This is a genomic window from Polynucleobacter sp. (assembly GCF_044342855.1).
GTDB lineage: Bacteria > Pseudomonadota > Gammaproteobacteria > Burkholderiales > Burkholderiaceae > Polynucleobacter.
The window spans coordinates 12,268-36,424 of sequence record NZ_JBIIPA010000001.1 but is presented as its reverse complement, the minus strand read 5'-3'; the positions used below and the strand labels follow the sequence as shown (position 1 = coordinate 36,424).

The 24,157-nt window shown below is 46.1% G+C and carries 27 protein-coding genes; 15 read left to right on the top strand and 12 right to left on the bottom strand.

Going from position 1 to position 24,157, the window contains the following annotated elements:
• Positions 1 to 23 precede the first annotated feature (23 nt).
• From ACIQZ3_RS00180 to ACIQZ3_RS00140, 9 genes are all read right to left on the bottom strand, one after another.
• Entirely contained in the window at positions 24 to 230 is a 207-nt protein-coding gene (locus ACIQZ3_RS00180; protein WP_397389578.1) for a hypothetical protein, read from the bottom strand.
• A 9-nt stretch (positions 231 to 239) separates the two neighbouring features.
• A complete protein-coding gene (gene leuC, locus ACIQZ3_RS00175; RefSeq protein WP_397389577.1) occupies positions 240 to 1,649 on the bottom strand; it encodes a 3-isopropylmalate dehydratase large subunit in 1,410 nt (469 codons plus the stop codon).
• A gap of 18 nt (positions 1,650 to 1,667) precedes the next feature.
• Positions 1,668 to 2,981 (bottom strand): citrate synthase, encoded by a 1,314-nt coding sequence (gene gltA, locus ACIQZ3_RS00170; RefSeq protein WP_397389576.1) that lies wholly within the window; start codon positions 2,979 to 2,981, stop codon positions 1,668 to 1,670.
• An 82-nt stretch (positions 2,982 to 3,063) separates the two neighbouring features.
• Positions 3,064 to 3,333 carry a succinate dehydrogenase assembly factor 2 gene (locus ACIQZ3_RS00165; protein ID WP_397389575.1) on the bottom strand — a complete coding sequence of 90 codons (270 nt, stop codon included), beginning with the start codon at positions 3,331 to 3,333 and terminating at the stop codon, positions 3,064 to 3,066.
• On the bottom strand, positions 3,330 to 4,034 hold the full coding sequence (locus ACIQZ3_RS00160; protein WP_216269319.1) for a succinate dehydrogenase iron-sulfur subunit: 705 nt from the start codon (positions 4,032 to 4,034) through the stop codon (positions 3,330 to 3,332). The genes ACIQZ3_RS00165 and ACIQZ3_RS00160 overlap by 4 nt, the downstream gene beginning before the upstream one ends.
• 16 nt (positions 4,035 to 4,050) lie before the next feature.
• Positions 4,051 to 5,829 (bottom strand): succinate dehydrogenase flavoprotein subunit, encoded by a 1,779-nt coding sequence (gene sdhA / locus ACIQZ3_RS00155; protein ID WP_397389574.1) that lies wholly within the window; start codon positions 5,827 to 5,829, stop codon positions 4,051 to 4,053.
• Positions 5,830 to 5,832: 3 nt separating this feature from the next.
• Complete coding sequence (sdhD, locus tag ACIQZ3_RS00150) at positions 5,833 to 6,198, bottom strand: succinate dehydrogenase, hydrophobic membrane anchor protein (protein WP_397389573.1); 366 nt, start codon at positions 6,196 to 6,198, stop codon at positions 5,833 to 5,835.
• A gap of 24 nt (positions 6,199 to 6,222) precedes the next feature.
• On the bottom strand, positions 6,223 to 6,642 hold the full coding sequence (gene sdhC, locus ACIQZ3_RS00145; protein ID WP_397389572.1) for a succinate dehydrogenase, cytochrome b556 subunit: 420 nt from the start codon (positions 6,640 to 6,642) through the stop codon (positions 6,223 to 6,225).
• A 142-nt stretch (positions 6,643 to 6,784) separates the two neighbouring features.
• On the bottom strand, positions 6,785 to 7,528 hold the full coding sequence (locus ACIQZ3_RS00140) for a GntR family transcriptional regulator (protein WP_397389571.1): 744 nt from the start codon (positions 7,526 to 7,528) through the stop codon (positions 6,785 to 6,787).
• 145 nt (positions 7,529 to 7,673) lie between these two features.
• On the opposite strand from ACIQZ3_RS00140, the gene ACIQZ3_RS00135 reads away from it, so the two are divergent.
• Together ACIQZ3_RS00135 and ACIQZ3_RS00130 are read left to right on the top strand one after the other, a co-directional pair.
• A complete protein-coding gene (locus ACIQZ3_RS00135) occupies positions 7,674 to 8,663 on the top strand; it encodes a malate dehydrogenase (protein WP_397389570.1) in 990 nt (329 codons plus the stop codon).
• A gap of 12 nt (positions 8,664 to 8,675) precedes the next feature.
• A complete protein-coding gene (locus tag ACIQZ3_RS00130) occupies positions 8,676 to 9,050 on the top strand; it encodes a hypothetical protein (protein ID WP_397389569.1) in 375 nt (124 codons plus the stop codon).
• A gap of 78 nt (positions 9,051 to 9,128) precedes the next feature.
• Here ACIQZ3_RS00130 and ACIQZ3_RS00125 read toward each other — a convergent pair whose 3' ends face one another.
• Together ACIQZ3_RS00125 and yaaA are read right to left on the bottom strand one after the other, a co-directional pair.
• The gene (locus tag ACIQZ3_RS00125) at positions 9,129 to 10,340 is read right to left on the bottom strand and encodes a DUF2863 family protein (protein ID WP_397389568.1); all 1,212 of its coding nucleotides are present in this window, start codon (positions 10,338 to 10,340) and stop codon (positions 9,129 to 9,131) included.
• Between the two features lie 11 nt (positions 10,341 to 10,351).
• Positions 10,352 to 11,128: a peroxide stress protein YaaA gene (yaaA, locus tag ACIQZ3_RS00120; protein ID WP_397389567.1), complete on the bottom strand. Its 777-nt coding sequence runs from the start codon at positions 11,126 to 11,128 to the stop codon at positions 10,352 to 10,354.
• A 68-nt stretch (positions 11,129 to 11,196) separates the two neighbouring features.
• On the opposite strand from yaaA, the gene ACIQZ3_RS00115 reads away from it, so the two are divergent.
• The 13 genes from ACIQZ3_RS00115 (at position 11,197) to ACIQZ3_RS00055 (ending at position 23,009) form a co-directional block, all read left to right on the top strand.
• A complete protein-coding gene (locus tag ACIQZ3_RS00115; RefSeq protein ID WP_397389566.1) occupies positions 11,197 to 12,399 on the top strand; it encodes a methionine aminotransferase in 1,203 nt (400 codons plus the stop codon).
• Positions 12,400 to 12,439: 40 nt separating this feature from the next.
• The gene (locus ACIQZ3_RS00110; RefSeq protein WP_397389705.1) at positions 12,440 to 13,147 is read left to right on the top strand and encodes a glutathione binding-like protein; all 708 of its coding nucleotides are present in this window, start codon (positions 12,440 to 12,442) and stop codon (positions 13,145 to 13,147) included.
• A gap of 1 nt (position 13,148) precedes the next feature.
• Entirely contained in the window at positions 13,149 to 14,003 is an 855-nt protein-coding gene (locus tag ACIQZ3_RS00105; RefSeq protein ID WP_397389565.1) for a 3-hydroxybutyryl-CoA dehydrogenase, read from the top strand.
• 42 nt (positions 14,004 to 14,045) lie between these two features.
• On the top strand, positions 14,046 to 14,525 hold the full coding sequence (locus ACIQZ3_RS00100; protein ID WP_397389564.1) for a DUF3429 domain-containing protein: 480 nt from the start codon (positions 14,046 to 14,048) through the stop codon (positions 14,523 to 14,525).
• A 10-nt stretch (positions 14,526 to 14,535) separates the two neighbouring features.
• Positions 14,536 to 15,849 (top strand): replication-associated recombination protein A, encoded by a 1,314-nt coding sequence (locus ACIQZ3_RS00095; protein ID WP_397389563.1) that lies wholly within the window; start codon positions 14,536 to 14,538, stop codon positions 15,847 to 15,849.
• Complete coding sequence (locus ACIQZ3_RS00090) at positions 15,846 to 16,493, top strand: 2-hydroxychromene-2-carboxylate isomerase (protein WP_397389562.1); 648 nt, start codon at positions 15,846 to 15,848, stop codon at positions 16,491 to 16,493. Before ACIQZ3_RS00095 ends, ACIQZ3_RS00090 begins: the two co-directional genes overlap by 4 nt.
• Before the next feature lie 79 nt (positions 16,494 to 16,572).
• Positions 16,573 to 17,121 carry a peptidylprolyl isomerase gene (locus tag ACIQZ3_RS00085; protein ID WP_397389704.1) on the top strand — a complete coding sequence of 183 codons (549 nt, stop codon included), beginning with the start codon at positions 16,573 to 16,575 and terminating at the stop codon, positions 17,119 to 17,121.
• A gap of 37 nt (positions 17,122 to 17,158) precedes the next feature.
• Entirely contained in the window at positions 17,159 to 18,985 is a 1,827-nt protein-coding gene (locus tag ACIQZ3_RS00080; RefSeq protein ID WP_397389561.1) for a chorismate-binding protein, read from the top strand.
• Between the two features lie 9 nt (positions 18,986 to 18,994).
• On the top strand, positions 18,995 to 19,555 hold the full coding sequence (locus ACIQZ3_RS00075; RefSeq protein ID WP_397389560.1) for an NUDIX hydrolase: 561 nt from the start codon (positions 18,995 to 18,997) through the stop codon (positions 19,553 to 19,555).
• Positions 19,556 to 19,568: 13 nt separating this feature from the next.
• A complete protein-coding gene (gene aat / locus ACIQZ3_RS00070; RefSeq protein ID WP_397389559.1) occupies positions 19,569 to 20,306 on the top strand; it encodes a leucyl/phenylalanyl-tRNA--protein transferase in 738 nt (245 codons plus the stop codon).
• On the top strand, positions 20,303 to 21,058 hold the full coding sequence (locus tag ACIQZ3_RS00065) for an arginyltransferase (RefSeq protein ID WP_397389558.1): 756 nt from the start codon (positions 20,303 to 20,305) through the stop codon (positions 21,056 to 21,058). The genes aat and ACIQZ3_RS00065 overlap by 4 nt, the downstream gene beginning before the upstream one ends.
• 9 nt (positions 21,059 to 21,067) lie before the next feature.
• Positions 21,068 to 22,099 carry a quinone-dependent dihydroorotate dehydrogenase gene (locus tag ACIQZ3_RS00060; RefSeq protein ID WP_397389557.1) on the top strand — a complete coding sequence of 344 codons (1,032 nt, stop codon included), beginning with the start codon at positions 21,068 to 21,070 and terminating at the stop codon, positions 22,097 to 22,099.
• 85 nt (positions 22,100 to 22,184) lie between these two features.
• Complete coding sequence (locus tag ACIQZ3_RS00055; protein WP_397389556.1) at positions 22,185 to 23,009, top strand: IclR family transcriptional regulator; 825 nt, start codon at positions 22,185 to 22,187, stop codon at positions 23,007 to 23,009.
• Between the two features lie 23 nt (positions 23,010 to 23,032).
• Here ACIQZ3_RS00055 and ACIQZ3_RS00050 read toward each other — a convergent pair whose 3' ends face one another.
• On the bottom strand, positions 23,033 to 24,031 hold the full coding sequence (locus ACIQZ3_RS00050) for a serine hydrolase (RefSeq protein ID WP_397389555.1): 999 nt from the start codon (positions 24,029 to 24,031) through the stop codon (positions 23,033 to 23,035).
• Positions 24,032 to 24,157: the final 126 nt, after the last annotated feature.

Here is a 24,157-nt window from a genome sequence, read left to right as displayed (position 1 = left end):
ATCTTCTGCTGAATTTCTAATACTTACTTAACGGGGGTTACAACAACATCTTTCCCCTTAGTTTGGGATTGGTTGTTATTGCTGTTGCCGCTACCGCCCATTGAATTACCCATGGTCTGCAGATCTTTTCCAACACCTTCCATAGTATTGGCGCAGGCTGAGAGAATGATGCCGATAACAGCAACGATTGTTAATTTTTTAATCATTGAGAAAGAAGAGTATTTAAACACTGTAGTTCCTTAAGAAATCTTACGAACATCAACAAAGTGACCTTCAATCGCAGCAGCGGCTGCCATTGCTGGGCTTACTAAATGCGTTCTTCCGCCGTTGCCTTGGCGGCCTTCAAAATTCCGGTTAGAGGTTGATGCACAGCGCTCACCCGACTCAAGTCGATCAGCATTCATTGCCAAACACATGGAGCAACCAGGTTCGCGCCACTCAAAGCCGGCAGCCTTAAAGACGCGATCCAAACCTTCACGTTCTGCCTGAGCTTTTACCAAGCCAGAGCCAGGAACCACCATTGCTAATTTGACGTTGGCGGCAACCTTCTTACCGAGGCGATCAACCACCTTAGCAGCAGCACGAATATCTTCAATGCGGCTGTTAGTGCAAGATCCTATGAATACTTTATCAATTGAAATATTGCTTAATGGCGTATTGGGAACTAGCCCCATGTACTCGAGGGCACGCTCCATTGCGGAACGTTTATTCGCATCACGCTCTTTTTCGGGATCAGGAACGCGATCGCTAATAGATAAAACCATTTCAGGTGATGTGCCCCAAGTTACTTGTGGGGCAATCTCTTCAGCACGCACCTCCACAACCGCATCAAACTTGGCATCCACATCCGAATGCAAGGTGCGCCAGTATTGCAAAGCATGGCGCATAGCCTCGCCCTTAGGTGCGTAAGGTCTACCTTGAATATATTCGATAGTAGTTTCATCAACAGCCACAAGTCCGGCGCGAGCACCTGCCTCAATTGCCATATTGCAGAGGGTCATGCGACCTTCCATGGACAAATTGCGAATCGCTTCACCTGCAAACTCAATCGTGTAACCGGTTCCGCCCGCAGTACCAATCTTGCCAATGACGGCAAGCACAATATCTTTTGCAGTGGAACCTGGCTGAAGGCGTCCATCGACTTTGACCAGCATGTTCTTACTTTTTTTCATGAGCAAGGTTTGGGTGGCCAATACATGCTCCACTTCTGAAGTACCAATGCCAAATGCCAGCGCGCCAAAAGCACCGTGAGTACTCGTATGTGAATCACCGCAGACCACGGTCATACCAGGCAAGGTAGCGCCCTGCTCCGGCCCAATAACGTGAACAATTCCCTGGCGGAGATCGTTCATTTTGTATTGAGTAATGCCAAAGGCATCACAATTTTGATCCAGTGTATCTACTTGTAATTTAGAAATCGGATCCGTGATTCCTTCGGAGCGATCTGTCGTTGGAACATTGTGATCTGAAACCGCCAGATTGGCAGAAATTCGCCACACTGGACGGCCAGCTAAATTTAGTCCTTCAAAAGCTTGAGGACTTGTCACCTCGTGCAGTAATTGACGATCTATATAAATCGTGGCCGTGCCGTCTTGTTCAGAATAGACGACATGGTCATCCCACAATTTGTCGTAAAGCGTACGTGACATGTAAACCCTCTAAAACTTTTATTTACGTACAGAAATGTTGGGAACCTTACGTGAAGTTTCTCCAACATATAACTGACGTGGACGACCAATCTTGTACTCAGGATCAGTGATCATTTCTTCCCACTGAGCAATCCAACCTACCGTTCTTGCTAAAGCAAAAATACAGGTAAACATTTCTGTTGGAACACCCAATGCGCGCTGAACAATTCCGGAATAGAAATCGACGTTTGGATAGAGCTTGCGGTTAACGAAGTAATCGTCTTCCAATGCAATCTTCTCAAGTGTCATAGCCAACTTGAACAATGGATCATTCTCGAGGCCCATTTCCTTCAAGACTTCATGGCATGTTTCACGCATGAGTTTTGCACGTGGATCAAAGTTCTTGTACACACGATGACCAAAACCCATCAAACGAACACTAGAGTTCTTGTCTTTGACTTGGGCGATAAATTCGTGAATCTTATCTACGCCACCATTTTCTTGGATTTCATTGAGCATCTGCAAGCAAGCTTCGTTAGCGCCACCGTGAGCTGGACCCCATAAACAGGCAATACCAGCAGAGATAGCAGCGAATGGATTGGTACCAGAAGATCCGCACAAGCGCACCGTTGATGTGGATGCGTTTTGCTCATGATCAGCATGCAATGTAAAGATGCGATCTAGAGCACGTACCAATACTGGATTAACTTTGTAGTCTTCGCAAGGTGTTGCGAACATCATGCGCATGAAGTTGGCTGTGTATGACAAAGAATTGTCAGGGTAGATGAATGGTTGACCAACAGAATACTTATAGGCCATCGCAACCAAAGTTGGCATCTTCGCTATCAAACGAATCTGAGCAACTTCGCGAGCATGCGGCTCGCTGTAATCAATCTCATCATGGTAGAAAGCAGCCATTGCACCAACCAAGCCAGTTAATACAGACATCGGGTGAGCATCACGACGGAAGCCGCGCAAGAAGAATTGCATTTGCTCATGAACCATCGTGTGGTGCATGACCAACTCTTCGAAATCTTTTTTCTGTTTAGCGTTTGGCAAGTCGCCATTCAGCAATAGGTAGCAAACTTCTAAGAAGTCGCAGTTATGGGCAAGATCTTCAATTGGGTAACCGCGGTAGAGCAACTCACCTTTATCGCCATCGATGTAAGTGATTTTGCTATTACATGAGGCTGTAGACAGAAAGCCTGAATCGTAGGTGAATTTACCGGTTTGACCGTAAAGCTTACGAATATCAATTACGTCAGGACCAATCGTGCCTTTGTAAATTGGCAATTCGATATCTGGTGTCCCGTCCGAAAACGATAATTTTGCCTTGATGTCCGATTCAATCATTTCTAATCCTTAGTCATTCAAATTGATGATTAATACACTATTTGATCATGCGTTCGCACTGCTATTGCACCAAAAAGCTGAATTACTTCTGTCTCAGCTTTTGTAACACCGCCCTAAATGGGGCTTCCTGTGATTCTTTATCAAGTGCTGGTACTGAATCCTTGCGACCGATTAATAAGTCCATCAAGTCGTTATCTTCTAGAGCCAGCAACTGAGTTAATACTTTTCCATCTTCTGCATTCAGTTGGGCGCCGTAACGCTCAAAAAAACGCTGCAGAATTAAATCGTTTTCAAGCAAGCCTCTACGGGCATCACTCTTTAAGCGATATATCTCTGCATTTGTAAGGGTCATACCGCCCTACGTACCATCAATTCTTTGATCTTTCCAATTGCCTTGGTTGGATTCAAATGCTTTGGACAAACGTCCACACAATTCATGATGGTGTGGCAACGGAACAAACGGTATGGGTCTTCCAAGTTATCCAAACGCTGTGCAGTATCTTCGTCGCGGCTATCAGCAATAAAGCGATAAGCCTGCAACAGACCAGCTGGACCAACGAACTTATCTGGATTCCACCAGAAAGATGGGCATGAGGTTGAGCATGATGCACACAAGATGCACTCATACAAACCATTCAACTCTTCACGCTCCTCAGGACTCTGGAGACGCTCTTTCTCGGGAAATGGATTGTCATTTACCAAGTAGGGCTTGATAGACAGGTATTGCTTGAAGAACAAAGTCATATCGACGATCAAGTCGCGCACAACTGGCAAACCAGGTAATGGGCGCAATGTGATCACCTTAGGTAAGGTCAACATATTAGTTAAGCAAGCCAAACCATTCTTACCGTTAATGTTCATAGCATCGGAGCCACAAACACCTTCGCGGCATGAACGACGATAAGAAATCGATTCGTCCTGCTTCTTAAGAGAAATCAGGGCATCCAACAACATGCGCTCACCAGTTAATTCGAGCTCGTAACGCTCCATGCGTGGGGCTGCGTCGACATCTGGATCGTAGCGGTAAATTTCAAATATACGAATATCACTCATTTTAATTTCTCTTCGCTTAGAAAGTACGTTCTTTAGGAGGGAAAGACTCAACCGTCAATGGCTTGAGGACAACTGGCTTGTAATCCAAGCGATTGCCTTCGCTATACCAAAGCGTGTGCTTCATCCAATTGCCATCATCACGCTCTTGATGATCATCATGCGAGTGCGCACCACGACTTTCAGTACGCGCCGCAGCTGAGATCATGGTTGCGTTTGCCGCTTCAATTAAGTTAGCGACTTCTAAAGCTTCGATACGTGCTGTATTGAAAATCTCTGACTTATCTTTGAGCCACAAATGCTTAGCGCGCTCAGTGAGCTTGGCCATTTGACGAACACCTTCATCCATCAACTCTTGGTTACGGAATACGCCAGCATATTTCTGCATGGTTTTGCGAATATCGTTCGCAACGTCTTGCGCATACTCACCAGATGTTGAATTATCAAGCGCAGCAATGCGCGCCATTGTTTGTTCACCAGCATTTGCAGGCAATGGTTTGAATTCGCGATTCTTGAGATCCATCGCAACAATGTGATTACCTGCTGCGCGACCGAATACTAACAAGTCGAGCAATGAGTTGGTGCCCAAACGGTTAGCACCGTGAACGGATACGCAAGAGCACTCACCAATTGCATACAAGCCATTAACGATGTCGTTATGCTTGCCGTTAGCAGGCACAACCACTTGACCATTGATATTGGTAGGAATACCGCCCATCTGGTAGTGGATGGTTGGCACAACAGGAATCGGTTGCTTGGTAACGTCCACGTTCGCAAAGTTAATACCAATTTCGTAGACAGAAGGCAAGCGCTTCATGATTGTCTCGGCGCCAATGTGCGTCAAGTCGAGAACCACATAATCACCGTTAGGGCCACAACCGCGCCCTTCTTTGATTTCCTGATCCATGCAACGAGAAACGAAATCGCGCGGCGCTAAATCTTTATAGGTTGGAGCATAACGTTCCATAAAACGCTCGCCATCCTTGTTACGCAAGATGCCGCCTTCACCACGACAGCCCTCAGTCAACAACACACCTGCACCAGCTACGCCAGTTGGGTGGAATTGCCAGAACTCCATATCTTCCAATGGAATGCCTGCACGAGCTGCGAGACCCATACCGTCACCGGTATTAATAAATGCGTTTGTAGATGCATCCCAAATGCGGCCTGCACCACCAGTAGCCATCATGACTACTTTAGTTTCCAAGATATAAACCTGGCCTGTTTCCATTTCGAGTGCAGTGACGCCAACAACATCACCTGCGTCATCACGAATGAGATCAAGTGCTAACCACTCTACGAAGAAATTTGTTTTTGCACGTACGTTACGCTGATACAAAGTGTGCAACATTGCATGACCAGTTCGGTCAGCAGCTGCGCAAGCACGTTGCACGGCCTTCTCACCGTAATTAGCTGTATGACCACCAAATGGACGCTGATAAATCGTGCCATCTGGGTTACGGTCAAAAGGCATACCAAAATGCTCTAACTCATAAACAACTTTAGGAGCTTCGCGACACATAAATTCGATCACGTCTTGGTCACCTAACCAGTCGGAGCCTTTGATGGTGTCGTAGAAGTGATAGTGCCAATTGTCTTCACTCATATTGCCCAGTGATGCACCGATACCGCCCTGTGCGGCAACCGTATGTGAGCGAGTTGGGAAAACTTTGGTTAATACCGCAACGTTCAAGCCAGCTTCCGCCAATTGCAAAGAAGCGCGCATACCTGAACCGCCTGCACCAATAATTACCGCGTCGAAACGGCGGCGTGGCAATGCTTTTTTAATCGCAGTCATGAATTACACTTTCCACAAAATTTGAACGGCATAGGCCGCACAGGCTACGAGATACAAAACAGTTAACACTTGCAGTGTTAAACGAATGCTGACTGGCTTGATGTAATCCATCCAAATATCGCGGATACCAATCCAAGCGTGATAGAACAAGCTGATGAAGAATAAAAGCGTCAAGAGCTTCATGAACTGATTGCTAAACAATGCAGCCCAGCCTTCATAAGTTGCACTACCAGTGATGCAGTAGTCAACCACTAAAACGACTGTGAAGACGACCATCACGATGGCGGTTACACGTTGAATAATCCACTCTTTAAGGCCGTAATGCGCACCAACAACTAAGCGCTTAGGTCCAATTTGATAAATAGGCATTAGATTTCCTTAATAAAGAAGTGCTTAGTACAAGCCAAACAGTTTGAGACCAACAACCGCAGTCAAAGCAAGACCTAAGAAAAATACAAAGATCGCTGAGCGGTTGGCATCAACCTTTTCAACACCAATCTCTAAATCCAACAAGAGATAGCGAATACCGGCGCAGAAATGGTGCAAGAAAGACCAAATTAATCCAAGCAGAATGATCTTTACAAGATCATGACCTGTAATGGCTTGGAACTTTTGGTAACTCATCTCAGAAGCCAAACTTTGATCTAAGAGATAGAGTAGGAATGGCAACATCAAAAACAATGCCGCTCCACTAATACGATGAAGAATTGACACTTTTCCAGCCCAAGGAAGGCGGTATTTAATCAACTGGGCAAGACCAATATTTCGATAAACCGGTCTATCTTTTTTTACGTTTTGCTGCGCATCAACCATGGGTAATCTCAATCTTTCGGTGGAGGTTTGGTGTGGTTTTGTTGTGTTGCAACATATTCTATTGGAAACCTTGAAGGTGGTGGGGACTTTTTAGCGTTTAAAGGGGTTAAATAGTGGTTTTTACTGATTTTGAGTGTACTACCTAGTTCAATTTATTGTCGTAGTGCTGATCCGAAGTGTCATACCTTGCGTGACGAATTTCTACTGGTTTATTCCCGTAGGTAAAAGCCACACGCTCAACCGAAAGCAAGGCTGCTCCTTCTGGAACTTCTAGGTGCTTGGAAAGCTCTGAATTCGCCACCACAGCTTTTATCTTTTCTTCTGCCCGCACCATATGAGTGGCGTACTCACTCTCATAGAAGGCGTACATTGGGCCAGGCCATGCATTCAAGGCATCGAGTGTCAGACCCTTAAAGCGACCTTCAGGCAGCCAAATCTCCTCAAAAACGATCGGGCGCCCTGCAGAGCTTTGAACACGATCGATTCTAATTACAGGGTCACCTGCCTTTAATTTAAGCAACTTTGCGATATAGGCATCAGATTGTTTGTTTTCACAGGCTAAAAACTGGTTTTTGAGATGTAACTTATCGCCAGAATCAGGCTCTAACCGTAAAAAACGGTATTGAAAGTCCTCTTCTTGATGGGTTGCTACAAAAGTACCCTTGCCTTGACGTCTCACCAGTAGATTTTGGGCGGCTAACTCATCAATCGCCTTGCGCACCGTCCCCTGACTTACTGCATATCGGGCTGCAAGCTCCATTTCACTGGGGATAGCATCACCAGGCAACCATTCGGAGGTCTGCAAACTCGCCAAAATCATGGCTTTGATTTGCTCATAAAGGGGGCTAAATGAGGCTATGGGTTCAGATATCAATGACAAATTCACTCCAGGGCAGCTTCTATTGGATAAAATTCAAGCTTATCTCATATCTTATATAAGACATGATTGACAGTGTAAATGGAAAGTCCATACACTTGAATGGATAATAGAAAAGATTTCAATTAATTAACCTCAACTGGAGTTATTAGTAATGGCAAAAGCCCCAATGCGTGTCGCAGTCACCGGTGCAGCCGGTCAAATCGGATATTCCCTCCTCTTTCGCATCGCCAACGGCGACTTGTTAGGCAAGGATCAGCCGGTAATCCTCCAGTTACTTGAAATTCCAGATGAAAAAGCTCAAAAAGCCTTAACTGGCGTAATGATGGAATTAGAAGATTGCGCATTCCCATTGTTGGCTGGAATGACAGCCCACTCTGACCCAATGACGGCATTTAAAGATATCGACGTTGCTTTGTTGGTTGGCGCACGTCCACGTGGCCCTGGGATGGAGCGCAAAGATTTGCTCTCAGCCAATGCCCAGATTTTCACTGCGCAAGGCAAAGCATTGAATGCAGTTGCCAAGAAGACTGTAAAGGTATTGGTTGTTGGTAACCCAGCAAACACCAATGCTTATATTGCTATGAAATCTGCTCCAGATATTCCTGCGAAGAATTTCACAGCAATGTTGCGCTTGGATCACAACCGCGCTCTTTCACAATTGGGTAACAAGTTAAACAAGCCTGTTGCTGATATCGAGAAATTGGTTGTTTGGGGTAACCACAGCCCAACAATGTACCCAGACTATCGCTTTGCAACCATTGATGGCAAGTCTGTGAAAGACAGCATCAACGATGCAGCATGGAATAAAGACACATTTATTCCTACAGTTGGAAAACGTGGTGCGGCAATTATTGAAGCGCGTGGCCTCTCCTCTGCAGCGTCTGCAGCCAATGCAGCAATTGATCACATTCGTGACTGGGTTCTTGGCACAAATGGCAAGTGGGTCACTATGGGCATTCCATCCAAAGGTGAATATGGCATTCCTGCCGAAGTAATCTACGGCTATCCAGTAGTTTGCGAAAACGGCGAGTACAAAATGGTTGAAGGTTTGGAGATCGATGAATTCTCACGTGAACGCATGAACCATACCCTCAACGAATTGCTTGAAGAACAAGCTGGCGTTAAGCACCTTCTCTCTTAAGGATTGCTACACATGAAGAAATCCCTTCTCATCGTTAGCCTAGCAACAGCTGGCCTCTTGGGTTCAGCATCCGCTATTGCTAATGAAGAAGTTACCACTTGGACCTGTAGTGAAAGCAAGCAATTCAAAACTTCAGGTACAACTGAATTGGTTCGCCTTACTTGGGAATCCAAAACATTTGACCTGAAACGCGAAAATTCCTTACCAGGAAGTTTGCGTTACAAAAACAGCAGCAGTGGGCATGACCTTGTGGTGCTGGGTAACAAAGCAATGTTGCTTAACATCAAGTCTGGAACTCGTCTTGCTGATTTCTGCCAAACTGCAGAAATGAAAACAGGCAAGCCCCCACACTTGTTTGCTAATTCAGAGCCCTTTACTCAGAACTAAAAGCAATCGCATCAAAATTAAAAGCCGAGAATTTCTCGGCTTTTTTATCGCTATCTTTTTCAGATAAATGAATTAGGTTTAGTGAAATAAAGGCTGCTGTGTAGGCGCATCATCTGGCAACTCAGCGTGAACAGCATCCCCCGATCGATCAGGAAACAGTGGCGCTCCGCAATCATCGCAAAGCTCTGGATCAAATAACATTGCGTGACGAAAGACATCTTCAACGCCAGCATTATGAAGCGCATCTGCAATCCGCTTCATAGGACCTTCATCATCAGATAAATCATTCAGAGCATCATTAGCGACGCTCTCGCGATCATAGAGCGGCCAGATTACGCCATAGACCACCTCAGATGAGCCTTTCAAGCTAAATGAAATGCGGTACTCATCGGCCTGCTCCTCACCAAATGCACCGACTACACATGACAATCCAGCAGGCAAAACTCCCAGCGTACTCTCAAGAAAATTGACGCCAGCACGAATGCTCAATGGACGCACTTGCTTATCCGCCAAGCGGCAGTTTGTGAAATAGGCTTCTGGCAACAAAAGTTCAAACTCACAACCCGGTAAGAGCGAGGCAATGGGTTCTTGCATTGTGTTTTGCCAACCAATCAAACTGACGCCCCGCTCTTGTCGCGTTGGCGCTTCAGCCTGCCAACGGAAAAGCGGAGTTCCTAATGGCGCAGCAACAGCTGCGATGATGAAACGAGGATCAGCTAACACTGCAATCGTCTCCGACATCTCACGCAACTCCAACTTAACTTCGCTTGAAGAGATGGCAGCGGTTGCCAGCGCCTCAGTCAACAAGCGAGTTTGGCAATGTGAATGCGGCATCTGATCAATGCTGTAGAGCCAAGGAACAATTGCTAAACGAGCTTCTGTAGAAGCAATTGAGTTATGCAATGCATCGGCAGTGGATTCAATGACACTCAATGGCAGCGCGCCGGAGGGAATCTGATAGCGTGTGTGTGCAACGATTGGTAGAGCCAGTAACAGCACATCCCAACTCTGACCTTCATGCTCTATGGTGAGTGATTCAGCAAGCGTTTCTGCAGAATCTGCTAGCACTTCAAAAGCTACGGTATTAATACGGAAGGTTTGATCTAATGCAGCATCAATCACATTCTGATTTTGACTTTTCAGCAAGCGCATTAAACGAACATTTAAACGCTCTTCCCAAAAACGATCTTCGATTTGACTGCCAGAGGCGGCCAAAGAGATAGCGTCAGCTACCAGGCGCTCTACATCTGGTGAAGCGCGTTGGGAGGATTTAGTGCGATGAACAGCCATGGTGCATTCTCCTACTTTCTTTCGGGACGTCTAAATAGCGGTTTTTCTGGTTTTGATTCAGAGGCGACATATTTGTAGCCATCCAAATTAAAGTTCTTCAAATCCGCAGGTTCAGTAATGCGATTTTCGACAACGTAGCGAGCCATTAATCCCCTAGCCCTCTTGGCATAAAAAGAAATAATTTTGTACTTACCGTCCTTGCCATCCTGAAACACCGGAGAAATCACTGGGCAATCTAAGTTCTTTGCTTGCAAAACCTTGAAATACTCTTCAGAGGCTAAATTGAGGAGCACGGGCTTCTTTTGTTTCTCTAGGACGCTCTTCAGGGAATCGGTCACACGCTCGCCCCAAAATGCGTATAAATCTTTTCCTCGGGCATTCTTAAACGATGTCCCCATCTCTAAGCGATAAGCCTGCATTAAATCTAAGGGGCGTAATGCGCCATATAAGCCAGAGAGAATGCGAACATGGTCCTGCGCAAAATCAATGGCCTTGGTATTGAGGCTCTTTACTTCAAATCCATCATAGACATCACCGTTGAAGGCATAAATAGCGGGTTTGCTATTGTCATCGGTAAATTTCTTGGACCAGTCACGATATCGGCCGACATTCAGAGCGGCCAACCGATCAGATAGACCCATGAGGTTGGCGACTTCTTGGGGCGAAAGCTTCTTTAGCTCAGCTATCAGCTTTGCCGATTCCGAAACAAACTCCGGCAGAGTCGGGGCTTTGACCTTGACGGGGGTTTTGTAATCTAGAGATTTAGCGGGTGAAAGTACGATCAGCATGGCACAATTTGAATATGAATTTCTACCATTCTAGCGACTACCTACCTTATTTGCCCTAAACCGCCTGCATGGACCAAAACCCACCTCTGACCCCTGTATTCCCCAGCCGCCTACCCGAGGTAGAAACAACGGTATTTACGGTGATGTCTACCCTTGCTGCAAAACACCAGGCCATCAACCTGGGTCAAGGCTTTCCAGACTTTCCATGTGATCGGGGGCTTATATCCCTCGTCAATACAGCGATGCTGGCTGATCACAATCAATACCCGCAAATGGTCGGAGTTGCCGAGTTACGTCAGGGCATCTCACAGAAAATTTCTACGCTATATGGTCATGACTACGATCCTGACACTGAGATCACTATCACTGCTGGTGGCACTCAAGGAATCTTCACGGCAATCTTGTCATGCGTCAGTCCAGGCGATGAAGTTGTGATTATAGAACCAGCTTATGACAGCTATCGCCCATCAATCGAATTAGCTGGTGGCAAAACCGTCGCCGTATCTTTGACCGCCAATTGCGATGAGCAAGGAAGCGTTAATTCTTATTCGATTCCTTGGGACGAATTAGCAAAAGCAGTCAATTCAAAAACACGACTTGTCATCATTAATACACCACACAATCCAACCGGTCTGGTGTGGCAGAAATCTGATCTTGATCATTTGGCCAGTTTAGTCAGAAGCACTAACGCGCTGGTCTTAAGCGACGAAGTCTATGAGCACATGGTGTTTGACGGGTTCAAACATATCAGCCTTGCGAGCCATACGGAATTAGCGGCAAGAAGCTTTGTAATAACGAGCTTTGGTAAAACCTACCATGTCACCGGCTGGAAGGTGGGCTATGTAGCCGCACCCGCAGCAATCATGAAAGAGTTTCGCAAGGTCCATCAGTTCAATGTATTTACGGTGAACACACCAATGCAATATGGTTTGGCGGAATACCTCAAAAATGCAGATCATTATTTGGCACTGCCATCTTTTTACCAAGCTAAGCGGGATTTTTTTAGCAAAGAGCTGGAGCGCACTGGTTTCAAATTATTACCTTCCCCAGCAACCTATTTTCAATGTGTTAATTACACCAAGTTAAATATTCCCCAAGCCAAGATGAGCGAAGCCGATTTTTGCTCCTGGCTAACTACCGAGGTTGGCGTAGCCGCTATTCCTGTTTCTGCTTTTTATTCCAAGCCTGTTGAGTCAGGCGTTATCCGTTTTTGTTTTGCTAAAGAAGAAAAAACGCTTTCTGCAGCATTAGAGCGTTTACAAACCCTGTAATAGAGGAAGGATTATGGCAATAAGTAAACCCAATAATGACATCATTGATGTTTATAGCTGGCCAACCCCAAATGGGCACAAGGTGCACATCATGCTCGAGGAGTGTGGCTATAAATTAGGTAAAGATTGGATTGCACATCCAATTGATATTGGAGCCGGCGATCAGTTCAAATTCGACTTCTTAGCAATTAGTCCAAATAACAAGATTCCAGCGATTACGGATCCCAACGGCCCGGATGGCAAACCCATCCACCTCTTTGAGTCTGGCGCAATCCTGCTCTATCTAGCAGCCAAAACAGGGAAGTTTTTGCCCAAATCCACACGGGCTAAATACGAGGTCTTGCAATGGCTCATGTTCCAAATGGGGGGGGTGGGGCCACTTTTAGGCCAAAACCACCATTTTCGGATCTACGCACCGGAAAAAATTGAGTATGCAATCAATCGCTACACTAATGAAGCTAAGCGCTTATATGGAGTGATCGATCATCAGCTGAAAGATAATCCCTATATTGCTGGAAAGAGTTACTCCATTGCCGATATTGCCATATTCCCATGGGCGCGCAATTGGAAGAATCAAGGTATTGATATCAATGAGTATCCGCATTTCAAGCGCTGGTTTGAAATGATTGGTGAGCGCCCTGCTGTAAAGCGTGGCGTTGAAGTATTAACTGCATTGCGCAAGCCCTTGCATGATGACAAAGCAAGAGAGCAATTATTTGGTTCATCACAGTATCAAAAAAGGAAATAGCATGAAGATTCAATCGGTCGGAGTTATTGGTGCGGGTACGATGGGCAACGGTATCGCGCAAGTGTTCGCAGTTGCTGGGCTAGATGTTGTGATGGTAGATATGAGTGATGCAGCGGTTGAGCGTGGTTTGAACCAGATCAGCAAGAGCCTGGATCGGCTAGTCAAAAAAGAAACGCTGACTACCGACGGAAAAGATGCGGCATTAAAGCGCATCAAAGGCAGCACTTCATATGCTGACTTCAAGGGCCTTCAATTGGTGATCGAAGCCGCTACTGAAAATCAAGCCATCAAAGAAAAGATTTTGAAACAAGTTGATGAGATCGTCAGCAAAGAAACTATTATTGCTACCAACACCTCTTCACTCTCCATTACCAAGCTTGCCGCCCTAGATTCCAACCCAGGCCGCTGTATTGGTATGCACTTTTTTAATCCGCCACCCATGATGGCATTGGTTGAAGTGATTCGCGGCTTGCAAACTTCCGATGCGACACACGCAGCCATCATTGAAATGGCTAAGCGTATTGGCAAAGAGCCGATCACTGTAAAGAGCTCCCCTGGATTTGTTGTGAATCGCATTTTGCTGCCAATGATTAACGAGGCCTTCTTCGTGCTTCACGAAGGTCTCGCCAGCCCTGAGGATATTGATGCCGGCATGAAGTTAGGCTGCAATCAACCGATTGGCCCCCTTGCCTTAGCTGACTTAATTGGTTTGGATACCTGCCTTGCGGTGATGGAGGTCTATTTTGAGAACTTTAGTGACTCTAAGTATCGCCCTTGCCCACTGCTGCGCGAGATGGTTGCCGCAGGGTATCTTGGTCGTAAGACTGGGCGCGGTGTCTATAACTACGACCAGTAATTATTCAACTCACCATCAATCAATTTAAGTAAAGAATTTTTTGTGAACCCATTACCTCCGCTAGTCCGTAAATTAGCTTACGCTGGCCTAATCCCATTTATTGGTCTCGCTTTAATGGTGCAGCTGGCACCAACCCCACTCAATTATTTAAGCGCAGAGTCCTTGGCGGGTTATGGGGCCGTGATTACTGCGTTCATGGGCGCATTACATTGGGGCGCTAATTTGCACGCATTAGGTAAGGCGCTTCCGGGTGGTCGTTGGGAAGATCGGAATGCCTGGATTTGGGGCGTGATACCAGCATTGGTAGCCTGGCTTGCGCTACACATTTATATTCCAGTTGGCCTGGTAATCCTGGCATCAGCTTTGGTTATCCAGCGCAATATCGACAAAGAAACCTATCAATACTATTTTTCAAGTGAAGAGGCGTGTGCAGCTTTTATCACTTTACGCAATCGACTTACATTGGTTTCTGCCAGCTGCTTAATTTGGGCAGCTTTAGTAATTTTGTTTGTACAGAATTAAATCGACAGTTATGGGCAATCTTTTTGATCAAGCGCCTCCGCCTCCATTGGCGGAAGCCTTGCGCCCAAAAACGATTGAAGAAGTTATTGGACAGACACATCTGCTGGCTTCAGGCAAGCCACTCAATTTAGCCTTTGCTTCAGGCAAGCCTCACTCAATGATTCTGTGGGGTCCGCCAGGGGTTGGTAAGACCACCCTAGCAAGACTTTCTGCAAAGGCTTTTGATAGAGAGTTCATCGCGATATCGGCCGTACTTGCAGGCGTAAAAGAAATCCGCGAGTCTATTGAGCAAGCGCAACAGAGCATGTCTCAATACGGCAGACAAACTATTTTGTTTGTAGACGAGATACATCGCTTTAATAAGAGCCAACAAGATGCTTTATTGCCGCATGTGGAGTCTGGCTTATTTACCTTTATTGGTGCCACTACCGAAAATCCATCATTTGAGGTCAACTCAGCCCTGCTCTCGCGAGCACAGGTATATGTACTGAAATCCTTAGGCGCTTCAGAGTTAAAGCAATTATTTAATCGTGCGCGTGAGTATGCAATGCCTGAGAATGCTTTCGAGGCAGATGCAATTGATAGCCTAATCTCACATGCAGATGGCGATGCTAGGCGACTACTCAATTTAGTAGAGCAAGTGCGCAATGCAGTTACCACTCCCAACTCCAAGGTAACAACTGTTGATCAACAGTTTATTGAAAACGCTTTAACTGTTCAAGCCCGCCGTTTTGATAAAGGCGGAGATCATTTTTATGATCAAATCTCTGCCCTGCATAAATCGGTACGTGGCTCTAATCCGGATGCAGCGTTGTATTGGTTTTGCCGAATGCTAGATGGTGGTGCAGATCCGCGCTATCTCGCCCGAAGAATTATTCGCATGGCCTGGGAAGATATTGGTCTTGCTGATCCAAGGGCAATGCAGCTCGCAAATGATGCCGCACAAACTTTTGAGCGGCTGGGATCACCTGAGGGTGAGTTGGCGCTTGGACAAGCGGTTGTGTATTTAGCCATTGCCGCCAAAAGTAATGCTGGCTATAAGGCATATAACGCAGCACGAGCCTATGTTGCAAACGATCAAAGCAAGCCAGTACCCAATCATTTGCGCAATGCCCCAACCAAACTCATGAAGGAGTTAGGCCACGGCAAGGAATATCGCTATGCACATGATGAGCCACATGCTTATGCTGCCAGAGAGTCTTATCTTCCGGAGGGAATGGCAGAGCCACATTGGTATGAGCCAGTTGATCGCGGGTTAGAGAGTCAGATTGCCCAGAAGATGGCCTTCTTACGCAAGTTAGATGAGGAATCGAATAAGAAATGATTCAAGAGCCAAAGAGTGCAAGCCCGATTGCTGGGACTTTTTATTACGACATCATCTCTCCTTTTTCATATTTCTACATCAAGCAGCGCCATCGCCTAGCTAAGCGCGTAGATATTAAACCCGCCCCGATCCTGCTCGGCGGCCTCTTTCGATCAACCGATAATCGCGGGCCAGGTGAAGTGGAAGCCAAGCGTCCCCACACCTACCAATACTGCGTATGGCGCGCTGACAAGCTGGGCTTACCATTTCAGTTTCCAGATCACCACCCTTTTCTGACTGCAGCTGCGCAGCGACTTCTGGCACAGCAAGACGCTCAATGGGAAATGGTTGAACGTGCATTTGAATATGTTTGGGTAGAAGGCAAAGATCCCAATTTATCTTGGCCACAATTTTGCCAATACCTTGGTTTGGCATCTGACACTCCAAAACCGGATGCCCCGGAGATCAAGGCCAAGCTGATTAGCAATACAGAAAAAGCAAAAGTAGATGGTGCATTTGGTCTGCCAACTCTAGTAATTCAAGGTCATGCGTTTTTTTGGGGGGGGGTAGATACCATCGACTGGGCCTTGGATTATCTAGACCGACCCGAGATGTTCGAAGAAGTGACCTATCAGCATGACGGTCAACTACCATCCGGCCTTTGAGCAATACAATAAGATTTACCCTATTTTTACTAGACTTTTAAGGACATTCACTATGCGCAAAATCATTGCCTCCCTATTCATGATTTCAAGTCTGATTGCAAGCGCCACAAGCTTTGCAGGCCCTAAAGTGGAATTCAAAACCACCATGGGTAATTTTGTTGTTGAACTTGATTCTGTCAAGGCACCAAAAACAACCGCCAACTTTTTAAACTACGTCAATAGTGGGTTTTATAACGGCACTATCTTTCACCGTGTGATCGATGGCTTCATGATTCAGGGTGGCGGCTTTACTCCAGACTTAGTTCAAAAGCCAACTAATGCCCCGGTAGTTTCAGAAGCTCAAAATGGACTCAAGAATGATACTTACACCATTTCCATGGCCCGTACTTCCGATCCTGATTCCGCAACAGCACAGTTCTTTATTAATGTTAAGGACAATGAAGGTCTAAATTATCCAAATGCAATGGGCAATGGCTACACGGTATTCGGCAAAGTGATTTCTGGCACACAAACAATTGATGCAATCCGCAAAATTCCTACTATGGTTGCACCAGCACCAAAAATGGGGCGTATGTCTGATGTTCCTAGCAAGACGGTCACGATTGAATCCGCTACTGTTCTCAAGTAATTTCTACAGATCTATTTGAGTTCTGACGGTCAATAGCATGATCTTGCTGGATGATGCCCAGAGTACTCAGGCACAACCTAGTAGCCGCCTCTATGAAAATGCACTTCAGTGCTGGACTGCTTACCCTCAGTCCAGCTTCTCAGAGACGCTAGCCACCGTAGATCAATGCCTAGGTTATATCAATGAAGCATTGCGTCAGGGCGAATATGTTGTTGCCGCATTTGCTTATGAATTGGGTCTATACATTCATAAAATTGACCGGCCTATAGCTGGGGGTAAGAAAAGTCACCCATTAATACAAGCATGGTCTTTTAAATCCTATGAAAGCTTCAGCAAGCAGGATGCTGATGCCCTGATTAAGAGCGCGATTGCGTCCCAGGATTCCGACTCTCAAGCTGCAGGCGTTGCGAATCTTCATTTTTCTATCAATGAAGACCAGTTCAAGTCCGATATTGAGACTATCCAAGAGTACATTCGTAATGGCGACACTTACCAAATAAACCATACCTTTCGGATTGCGGGAGAGGCCTATGGTGACCCGCTCGCACTGTATGCGCGATTAAGAAGTCGCCAGCCAGGAAGATTTGGCGCATTTATTGAGAGTGACTCGAATTACATTCTTTCCCAGTCGCCCGAATTATTTATTCAGAAGCATGGCAATACCCTAAAAGCTATGCCCATGAAAGGCACTGCTAGCGCATTGAATGATTCAGCAGAGCACTTGTCAGCAGATGCTAAGAATCAAGCAGAAAACGTCATGATTGTTGATTTGCTGCGCAATGATCTAAGCCGCTTGGCCTTACCGGGAACCGTTACTGTTCCAGAACTGTTTGAAGTTGCCAGGTACGGTGATGTATTGCAAATGACATCAACTATTCAGGCTGAGATAAAACCTGGCATTGAATTACGTGATGTACTCAATGCTGTCTTTCCTTGTGGCTCTGTAACTGGAGCACCCAAGAAACGCAGCATGCAAATCATCCAAGAATTGGAGTCACAAGATCGCGGCTTCTATTGCGGTGCACTTGGCTGGATGGATCCCAGTGGTGACTTTGCATTTAGCGTTCCCATTCGTACACTTGAAATTGAACGTAATATTGATTCACATGCGGCACCATTTACTTTGGGCATCGGCGCCGGCATTACGATTGATTCTGAAGCCTCGCAAGAGTGGGAGGAATGCCAAATCAAAGCAGCCTTCTTAAGCAATCTCCCTAGTGAGCTAGGTTTATTTGAAACTATCTTAGTTCATCAAGGCAAACCCCAACATCTACAACTTCACTTAGGGCGCTTATCTGATTCAGCTCTAGCGCTTGGCATTCCCCACTCCATGACTGACATAACTAAGATTATTGAGAGTGCTTGCGAAAAAGTCGCGAACGATATCGACTATCGGTTGCGATTGGATTTGGGCCATTCTGGAAAACCCAGTTACCAAATCTCTCCAATCAGCTCATTGCCTGAATCAGTGAAGATTTTTTGGGCTAGCGACCTTCTTCCCAATGCCAAGATGGCCACTCTTCACTCGGGTAATGTTTTGCTGAGACATAAAGTGATTAGTAGAGATATTTATGACCAGGCCTGGAAATTAGCCGAAGACTTGGGTGGCTTTGATGCTCTTTTTGTAAATGAGCATGGATTTGTTACTGAAGGTGGAAGAAGCAGCATCTTTATTAAGTCCGGCGATCGCTGGCTTACACCACCTGTTACAGCAGGTCTACTTCCAGGGGTAATGAGGTCAATCATATTGAATGATCCCAAATGGAATGCCCATGAGGCAAACCTGACTATTGCCGATGTTCAAAATGCAAAAGAGATTATGCTTAGCAATGCACTACGTGGCCACATCCCCGCCCATTTTTAGAAAGTCCGCATGAAGTTTTGCTCGCACTGCGCAGCGCCTATTAGCATCAAGATTCCCGTGGATGATTCGCGGGAGCGTCATGTTTGTGATTCTTGCGGAAGTATTCATTATTTCAATCCACGCAATGTGGTTGGCAGCATTCCCGTCTTTGGTAAGCAAGTTTTATTGTGTCGTCGTGCCATAGAGCCTCGCTATGGCTATTGGACTCTTCCCGCTGGATTTATGGAACTTGGCGAAAGCACGTGCACTGGGGCAGCAAGGGAAACTCAAGAGGAGGCTGGCGCCATTGTTGAGATCGGCCCACTGTACTCGCTACTCAATGTGCCACATGCAGAGCAAATACACCTCTTCTATTTAGCCACCATGACCTCTCCCGACTTTAACGCAGGTGAAGAAAGTCTTGAAGTCGCTCTATTTAGTGAACAAGAAATTCCGTGGAGTGAGATTGCCTTTCCAACAGTAAAACAAACTTTAGAGTGGTTCTTTGCTGATCGCGCAGCTGGAGTATTCGATTCAGGTATTGAGTTCGGCGTTCGCAGCAGAGATATTCTGCCAACAGAAAAAATCTAAGCATCGCAAGCGCATGAGCAATATCAACTGGCTAGGATCTCAGGATGCATTTCCTAACCCAATTGATTGCCCAGATCCCGACCCGAGCGTTCCCGGCTTAATAGCCGTAAGTGAGCGTATTTATCCAGGACAGCTAGCTCGCGCATACCGAATGGGAATATTTCCCTGGTACTCAGATAATCAGCCAGTCTTATGGTGGTCGCCGAACCCCCGAATGGTATTAAAACCTAAGCACTTTAAGTGCCATGACTCCCTGAAGAAAACCATTCGACACTTTTTAACCGATCCACAAAAAAATATCTGCGTTGATGATGATTTTGGGGCAGTCGTTCGCTCTTGTGCAACTGCCAGAAGAAAAGATCAAGATGGAACATGGATCACCCATGAAATCATGGATGCCTATACCCAGCTTCACGAACAAGGTCATGCCCACAGTATTGCGGTAACAGAAGATGAGTTGCTGATTGGCGGTCTCTATTGTGTTGCATTTGGTGGGATGGTTTTCGGAGAATCGATGTTTAGCCATCAATCCGATGCGTCCAAAATCGCCTTAGCCGCTCTCGCCGCTTGGTGTGAGCAACATCAAGTTGAAATGATTGACTGCCAGCAAGAAACTGCTCACCTTGATTCTCTGGGTGCCGCACCAATATCTCGAGATGAATTTTTGACTCATCTGCAAATTGCATTAAAGCAAACTAATATAGAGATTCCCTGGACATTTGATAAAGCAATTTTGCGTCACTGGCTATGACCCAATTAAAAGAACTCCCCTTAACCGAGCTTCAGTTCTACGCGACAGCACCCTATCCTTGCAGCTATCTGCCAGGAAAAACTGCTCGCTCGCAGGTAGCAACGCCCTCACACTTAATACATGCAGATTTATATGGTGAACTAGTCAATGCAGGTTTTCGTCGTAGTGGTTTACACGCCTACCGACCTTATTGCGATGAATGCAATGCCTGTAAAGCAACCCGCATTCCAGTTAAGCAGTTCTCACCCAACCGCAGCCAAAAACGCTCCTGGAAAAAACATGCGGGGCTTGATATTCGCGTTCTGAATTTGGGTTACCAAGAGGAGCACTATCAGCTTTATCAAGCCTACCAAAGTAACCGCCATTCTGGTGGCGATATGGATCAAGGCAACGAAGATAGCCAAGATCAATACATGCAGTTTCTATTGCAAAGTCGAGTGAACTCGAGAATCGTTGAATTTCGTGATGGGCCGCATGATCCCCATCCAGGACGTCTTCGAATGGTCAGCATGATTGATATCTTGGATCAAGGCATCTCTTCTGTGTATGCCTTCTTTGATACCAGCAATACCTCTGCCAGCTACGGGAGCTTTAGCATCCTTTGGCAAATTCAGCAGGCCCTAGAATTAGACCTCCCCTATCTTTATCTCGGCTACTACATTGAGAATAGTGAAAAAATGTCCTACAAGGCCAAGTTCCAGTCTATTGAAGGATTAATGGATGACCATTGGCAACCCATCATTGGGCCATAATATCTACCCATGATCGATAGTTACCCTCTTCTACGCCCCTGGCTATTTTCTTTAGATCCAGAGCAAGCGCACAACCTGACTCTTAGCAATCTTGATCGCGCTCAGCGCTGGGGCTTATTGCGCCACCTAGTTGAGCAACCAGCTGCTGATCCCCGCAACTTATGTGGCATCACCTTTCCAAACCCAGTTGGGCTTGCCGCGGGACTAGATAAAGATGGTAAACATATTGATGCACTTGGCTCCTTAGGTTTTGGCTTTCTAGAAATCGGCACAGTCACGCCGAAGCCACAACCCGGCAATCCAAAGCCCCGCATGTTTCGCTTACCGCAAGTGCAGGCCATTATTAATCGCATGGGCTTTAATAATGATGGCGTCGATGCGTGCGTCAAACGTGTTCGAAACTCCTCATATTGGCAAAATGGGGGCATCGTTGGTTTAAATATCGGCAAGAACGCTAGCACCCCGATCGAGAACGCTGCTAGCGATTACGTCACGGCCATGGAGGCGGTATATGAAGTTGCCTCATACATTACCGTCAATATCTCCTCCCCCAATACACAGAATTTACGAGCCCTTCAAGGTGAAGAGATGTTGCGTGCATTACTAGGCTCGCTTCATTTAGCCCGTGAAGCACTCTGTGATCAGTATGGCGTTCGCAAGCCTCTCTTTTTAAAAATTGCACCAGACCTAGATCACAGCGACATCAAACTCATCGCGGATCTTTTGCTCGAATTTAAGATTGATGCAATCATCGCAACAAATACAACGATTGCCCGCGAAGCAGTGCAAGGTCTAGAATTTGGACGAGAAGCTGGCGGCTTGTCTGGCGCTCCAGTTCGTATTGCCTCTACCGAAGTGGTCAAAAGTCTAAAGCAGTATTTGGGCGATGCCATTCCGGTTATTGGCGTTGGCGGCATTCTGTCTGGCAATGATGCAGAGGAAAAAATGGGGGCTGGCGCAAGCCTGATCCAGATCTATAGCGGCCTAATCTATCGTGGCCCAAAACTGATTGCTGAGTGTGCATCTGCATTAAGAAAGTAACTTAGCGGACCCTAAAACGCTTTTTTGGCATTGAAATGCCGTTTCATATTGTGCAATTTTGCTAAAAATCGCTACAATTAACAGCATGACTGCAAGTAAATCCGAAAAAGTAGCAAAAGTACCTGGCGAGGCTGGAAAAACAGCCATCCAGGTGGTTGAGCGCATGATGAACCTGCTTGATGCCCTAGCTACACACGAAGAGTCTAGTAGCCTTAAAAACCTCGCTGAGGAGACTGATTTACATCCCTCTACAGCGCATCGCATCCTAAATGATCTAGTTGCCTGCCGCCTAGTAGAGCGTGGTGACGGTGGCACCTATCGTCTTGGCCTTAAATTACTCGAGCTTGGAAATTTAGTTAAGGCGCGCCTCTCAGTTCGGGAGGCGGCGCAAGCCCCCATGCGAGCTCTACACAAACTGACTGGCGAGACCATCAATCTTTCAGTTCGCCAAGGCGATGAGATTGTTTATATTGATCGCGCCTATAGCGAGCGCTCTGGTATGCAAGTAGTTCGCGCTATTGGTGGCCGCGCACGACTACACCTCACATCAGTTGGTAAATTATTTTTGGCGAGCGATGACCCAAGCCAAGTTCGAGCGTATGTCACTAGGACTGGCTTAGCTGGGCACACTAGAAATAGCATTACTGAATTAGGAAAATTGGATTCAGAACTTAATCAAGTGCGCAAACTAGGTCACGCTCGGGATAACGAAGAATTGGAACTCGGTGTAAGCTGTGTCGCTGCTGAGATTTTTGATGACAGTGGCAAGTTAGTAGCAGGACTGTCGTTAAGCTCCCCTACAGATCGCATCAAAGAGGATTGGTTGAAGCTTTTACAAGATACAGCGCTACAGATTTCCAAAGGCATGGGTTACAAACCCAAGGTCAACGACCAAAACACTCAAAACTGAATTTCGTTCGTTAATGTAATTCTTTACATTAAGCGACGAATTGCATGCGGCTCACCCGAAGGCATACGCTCATACCAGTCACGCACCCTAACAGCATCAGCAAAGCGTGACTGTGTACCAACAGAGTCCAAGAAAACCAGTAGTAAAGGCGTGTTATTTACCCTAGCTTGCATAACCAAGCACTTGCCAGCCGCATTAATAAAGCCCGTTTTTTGGAGGCCGATATTCATATCACCAGCGCGCACTAGACGATTGGTATTCAAGAACTTCTGTGGACGTTTTGCAATCACCATTGTTAAATCTGGCCAAGTCGAAAACTCGCGAATCATTTTGTATTGATAAGCAGCGCTCAACATACGCGTGAGATCTTCTGCGGATGCTACGTTCTCACTCATTAATCCAGTTGGGTCAGCAAAATGAGAATGTGTCATACCAATCTCTTTGGCCTTGCGATTCATGGCAGCCACAAATGCAGGAATGCCACCCGGGTAGTTTCGGCCAAGAGTATATGCGGCGCGGTTCTCAGAGGACATTAGTGCCAACAACAAGGCTTCTTCTCGGGTTAGGACTGTGCCACCGGCAAGGCGGGAGGTTCTATAGATATGAATATCATCCGCATTAATGACAATAGTTTCATCCAGCGGCAATTTAGAGTCGAGGACCACCATCGCAGTCATTAACTTCGTAATGGAGGCAATCGGAAGACTGACAGAGGAGTTCTTTTCAAAATACACTTCTTTGGTATCTTGATTAACCACCATTGCCACACTGGACTTCAGGCTAAGGTCATCATGCTGCCCGCGCAATCCCAATGCGGTCGCAAATGAAGGTCTAGCTTCTGCAACTGGGTCACTGGATCGTGTAACTGTAGTGCGAACGGCTTTTGATTTCTTGGAAGATTTAGCTACTTTCTTTATTTCTAGTTTGGTAGTTGTCTTCGCTGATGATTTAGATGTCTTCGCTGTTTGAGAGTTCTTGTTGGCCGCACTTACCTGAAAAGAAGTGGCTACGCCAAATGACATTGATACAGCTAGAGCGATGAGCCTAAATCGATTCAAATGCATCCCCAAATACCTTCCAAAACTTTTAACATACCGAATAATAAATAACTTTTGCTTCCATGCAGCAATTATTGCCTACTTGCACCG

Bases quoted from the DNA above. Each gene is read 5' to 3' on its own strand.
- ACIQZ3_RS00105 (WP_397389565.1), top strand. From the start codon at position 13,149: ATGAAGATTCAATCGGTCGGAGTTATTGGTGCGGGTACGATGGGCAAC.
- sdhD (WP_397389573.1), bottom strand. From the start codon at position 6,198: ATGCCTATTTATCAAATTGGACCTAAGCGCTTAGTTGTTGGTGCGCAT.
- ACIQZ3_RS00050 (WP_397389555.1), bottom strand. From the start codon at position 24,031: ATGTCATTTGGCGTAGCCACTTCTTTTCAGGTAAGTGCGGCCAACAAG.
- sdhA (WP_397389574.1), bottom strand. From the start codon at position 5,829: ATGACTGCGATTAAAAAAGCATTGCCACGCCGCCGTTTCGACGCGGTA.
- ACIQZ3_RS00065 (WP_397389558.1), top strand. From the start codon at position 20,303: ATGACCCAATTAAAAGAACTCCCCTTAACCGAGCTTCAGTTCTACGCG.
- ACIQZ3_RS00095 (WP_397389563.1), top strand. From the start codon at position 14,536: ATGGGCAATCTTTTTGATCAAGCGCCTCCGCCTCCATTGGCGGAAGCC.
- ACIQZ3_RS00090 (WP_397389562.1), top strand. From the start codon at position 15,846: ATGATTCAAGAGCCAAAGAGTGCAAGCCCGATTGCTGGGACTTTTTAT.
- yaaA (WP_397389567.1), bottom strand. From the start codon at position 11,128: ATGCTGATCGTACTTTCACCCGCTAAATCTCTAGATTACAAAACCCCC.
- ACIQZ3_RS00125 (WP_397389568.1), bottom strand. From the start codon at position 10,340: ATGGCTGTTCATCGCACTAAATCCTCCCAACGCGCTTCACCAGATGTA.
- ACIQZ3_RS00075 (WP_397389560.1), top strand. From the start codon at position 18,995: ATGAAGTTTTGCTCGCACTGCGCAGCGCCTATTAGCATCAAGATTCCC.
- ACIQZ3_RS00080 (WP_397389561.1), top strand. From the start codon at position 17,159: ATGATCTTGCTGGATGATGCCCAGAGTACTCAGGCACAACCTAGTAGC.
- ACIQZ3_RS00160 (WP_216269319.1), bottom strand. From the start codon at position 4,034: ATGAGTGATATTCGTATATTTGAAATTTACCGCTACGATCCAGATGTC.
- ACIQZ3_RS00085 (WP_397389704.1), top strand. From the start codon at position 16,573: ATGATTTCAAGTCTGATTGCAAGCGCCACAAGCTTTGCAGGCCCTAAA.
- sdhC (WP_397389572.1), bottom strand. From the start codon at position 6,642: ATGGTTGATGCGCAGCAAAACGTAAAAAAAGATAGACCGGTTTATCGA.
- ACIQZ3_RS00060 (WP_397389557.1), top strand. From the start codon at position 21,068: ATGATCGATAGTTACCCTCTTCTACGCCCCTGGCTATTTTCTTTAGAT.
- ACIQZ3_RS00165 (WP_397389575.1), bottom strand. From the start codon at position 3,333: ATGACCCTTACAAATGCAGAGATATATCGCTTAAAGAGTGATGCCCGT.
- ACIQZ3_RS00130 (WP_397389569.1), top strand. From the start codon at position 8,676: ATGAAGAAATCCCTTCTCATCGTTAGCCTAGCAACAGCTGGCCTCTTG.
- aat (WP_397389559.1), top strand. From the start codon at position 19,569: ATGAGCAATATCAACTGGCTAGGATCTCAGGATGCATTTCCTAACCCA.
- ACIQZ3_RS00055 (WP_397389556.1), top strand. From the start codon at position 22,185: ATGACTGCAAGTAAATCCGAAAAAGTAGCAAAAGTACCTGGCGAGGCT.
- ACIQZ3_RS00135 (WP_397389570.1), top strand. From the start codon at position 7,674: ATGGCAAAAGCCCCAATGCGTGTCGCAGTCACCGGTGCAGCCGGTCAA.
- ACIQZ3_RS00115 (WP_397389566.1), top strand. From the start codon at position 11,197: ATGGACCAAAACCCACCTCTGACCCCTGTATTCCCCAGCCGCCTACCC.
- leuC (WP_397389577.1), bottom strand. From the start codon at position 1,649: ATGTCACGTACGCTTTACGACAAATTGTGGGATGACCATGTCGTCTAT.
- gltA (WP_397389576.1), bottom strand. From the start codon at position 2,981: ATGATTGAATCGGACATCAAGGCAAAATTATCGTTTTCGGACGGGACA.